This window comes from Hydrocoleum sp. CS-953 (assembly GCF_002260545.1).
Taxonomy (GTDB): domain Bacteria; phylum Cyanobacteriota; class Cyanobacteriia; order Cyanobacteriales; family Microcoleaceae; genus Trichodesmium.
Genome location: NZ_LGSU01000499.1, coordinates 1 through 3,352, shown reverse-complemented (window position 1 = coordinate 3,352; position 3,352 = coordinate 1). Strand labels below are relative to the sequence as shown.

The following is a 3,352-nucleotide window of genomic DNA, read 5'->3' as shown; positions in this document are numbered from 1 at the left end:
GAGTGGGGGAGTGGGGGAGATGATGAAGTAAGTCAAAAAAATTCTACCTTTTTCCTCTATTTCTTTATTCTCCATCTCCTGACTACTGAGGACTGAGGACTGACTCCTTTGGCAAAAACCTTTACCTTTGCGGAGATACCTTCAGGGGTTCTATAAGAAACCGGGTTTATCGGAAACAGATATCAGTGAAATAGGTCATTTCATATAAACCCGGTTTCTCTGCAAAGTTACGGCAAGAATTTAACTTCTGAATTCTGAATTCTACTAAACCCGGTTTCTCGGAAAAAGTGCTGTAATTTAGTTACAGTAAGAATTTAACTTCTGAATTCTGAATTCTAAATTCTAAATTCTACTCCAAACCTAAGTCACTCAAATACATTTCTTCCCCTTTTCCTTCACCAGGGAAAGAAGCACAATAATTCTTATGTTCCTCAATAGCAGATGTTAATAAGTCTGGAGGTACTTCACCAGCAAAAGCACAAGAACCAATACCTGCAGGTAGAGGTGCCCACAACCCACTACTACCACGCTTACGACGCATATTTTTTTGGCCCTTAAGCATTAATTCTGTATCTTCGAGAATAGGATGGTAAACAGACAAACCTATAGAAGCACACAATGCAACTATGCGATCGCGGTCATCTTTCTTGATCCAACCCATCTCTAATGCTAAAGTCGCTCCAAAAGCCATACCAATACCTACAGCATGACCGTGCATCAGTTTGGCCGCTGGTTCAAAACGAGGACTCCAGGTGTGTCCATAAGCGTGAGGTCTATCTTGATAGGTCTCGAACATATTTGTGCCTTCATGCTTCATGTAGGAATACAAAGCACGATAAATTACCTCATCAGCTATTTTTTCCAATTCNCTCTAATGCTAAAGTCGCTCCAAAAGCCATACCAATACCTACAGCATGACCGTGCATCAGTTTGGCCGCTGGTTCAAAACGAGGACTCCAGGTGTGTCCATAAGCGTGAGGTCTATCTTGATAGGTCTCGAACATATTTGTGCCTTCATGCTTCATGTAGGAATACAAAGCACGATAAATTACCTCATCAGCTATTTTTTCCAATTCCTCATCTGCATCAACATTAGCAAAATGAGTATCCACTAAACGCTTACCGTATTTTTCCATCAATTCAAATAATACTGGATCATCGGTAACTGCCATTTTGATAATTTCTGCCATCCCGTTGCGAATATGACCTTTTGCCAAAGTGCGGAACAAAGTACGGTCTACAATAGTTAGCACAGGAGGGTGGTAAGCACCAATACTATTCTTAAATAGATTACCATTTGTACAGGTACGAGGGGATGGTCCAGCATCAATAGCTGCAACAATTGAACTTCCAATCATCACATAAGGTGTCCGTCGGTGTTGCAAACTACAAGCTAAACCAGCAACATCGCTTAGTACACCACCTCCAATTATCAAAACAGGTTCATTACGGGATACATCACAACCATCTTTACCCAAGAATGCTAATATTTTGTGGACTGTCTCAGGAGTTTTGTCTGACTCCCAAGCACGACACACAAGAACTTCTAGAGGAATTTCATTCTGCTTAAAATAATTATCCAGTTGTTCTCCGTAAAGTTCATCTACTGTCTTATCGACAACTGCGATACACCGACCACGGGTTTTGTAGATTTCAGCTAAAGCAGGGTTAGATGGGTTTAAAACTCCATTTACTAATCTTACTTCTGACTGGAGGGTAAATGTTGCATTAATTTGGAATGAGCGACCATCCTCTACTGCTCTAATTTCTCCACGACCATCATACCATTCTGAGGTACGATATTTTTCTGCATGATCGCGCCTAATACTTGGGTCAAATGTGAAGTCTGGTTTGTTTACTTCTTCAATGACTGCTGTAGAAGTTGATATTGCGTTACTCATAATTGTATTTAGTTAATTGTTGGCTTAGAAGTGTTATCTGTGTTCTTACACAACAGATGTTTGCTTTTACACTGGAAGTCTGTGTAAAAGCTTAATGTAATACCTTTAGGGCTTACACAGTACAACGTAATTTTTGTCATGGCGTTTTGCTGGCGCACAACTCCGTTTTTCATGTCGCGCAGCGTTTAGCTGCGCGACATGTTTTGCATTCTGCAAAGCTTTCCTATCGGAATGCTCCGCAAACGCACTTCGGCTGTTGCCGACATGAATGCGCAGCATTCCGTCAGGAAAAAGTGACAGCTTTGCAATAGTAACTGACAGGGTTTGCAGAGCAGTCCGGAACGGATAGCAATCTCAAATCCTAGTTTTTTGTACCTCATGCGTAATTCCTGACCTTATTACTAAGGTTAAGACAAACCAAAGGGTCTGTCATTTCTTTGAAGTAGTTTCTAAGAAGTATTCAATTATAGGCTAATTATTTTTGTTGCTACTGTATGGCTGAGTAGTGCTATCAGCTCCAAACCCAAACATTGATAGCTTACCACATTTTTATAGAGTTTTGCGAGGAAACAATTATCCTTGAGGAATATTTTCTCAAATTTCTGTAAAGATAAACATTAGATCAGTTTTATCCACAGCAAGCTTGACAATTTTCCTAAGATAGAAAATTGCAAAATGTAATCGTTTTTTTGTTCACACTGAAACTTACTTAAATTTCCTCGTTTTTGATAGCAAAACTGAACTAATGCTTTTATTAGTTTTCGCTTATTATTTTAGTTCTCCACACTTCTATAGTGGAAAGTTGCTCTTCTTCTTTCTCGTCTAGCTTCCACTTTAGATTACAACCGTGATTCACGTTTTGATCTGGATTTAACGGTTCTTTGGTAGTTATGGTGTTTAGCATAGTTGTCAAATCCTTTATTAATGACTAAATAACTTACTTGGGAGTTTTAATTGTACCAACGTGAATTTTATTGAATGAGCATTCTTAGTTAGCTTCTAGATACTGAGCTATTACTTATGCTTAAAGGTAGACTCAACAAGCAGTATAGAACCCCTGAAGGGATCTATTTAAAATTATAGATTGAGAGTAGGGGAGTGGGGGAGNCTCCATTCTCCATTTCCTGACTCCTGACTCATAAGCCAAAAACCCTTATCTTTCGCAGATACCAAATGGTTTCTATAAGATCCTTAGCTGATGGAAGCAGTTGGAACTTTTTGCCTATTTTCATAGGTACTACGGTTTTAATATCGCGTAGCAAAACCAGTTTAGCTAGCAATAGTTAAGTCATGGACTTGAGAATTTATTTTTAGTCTTGCCTGTTAGTTTAACCCTAATTGTTGCTCGTTTTATTTAACATTAAGTTAAGAGTTGTTAAGCTTTAGGAATTATATATAACTTTGATGAATTTTTCAGATCAAAATTACCTCTATATGATATAATATTATTC

At 38.5% G+C, this 3,352-nt stretch carries 2 protein-coding genes; both read right to left on the bottom strand.

The features are described from left to right. Positions 1 to 349: 349 nt before the first annotated feature. The gene (locus AFK68_RS05150; protein WP_246844005.1) at positions 350 to 796 is read right to left on the bottom strand and encodes a hypothetical protein; all 447 of its coding nucleotides are present in this window, start codon (positions 794 to 796) and stop codon (positions 350 to 352) included. Between the two features lie 73 nt (positions 797 to 869). Continuing rightward, positions 870 to 1,901, bottom strand: a 1,032-nt coding sequence (locus tag AFK68_RS05145) for an iron-containing alcohol dehydrogenase (RefSeq protein WP_094671863.1), incomplete at its 3' end; no start/stop codon positions are given. Between the last annotated feature and the right edge of the window lie 1,451 nt (positions 1,902 to 3,352).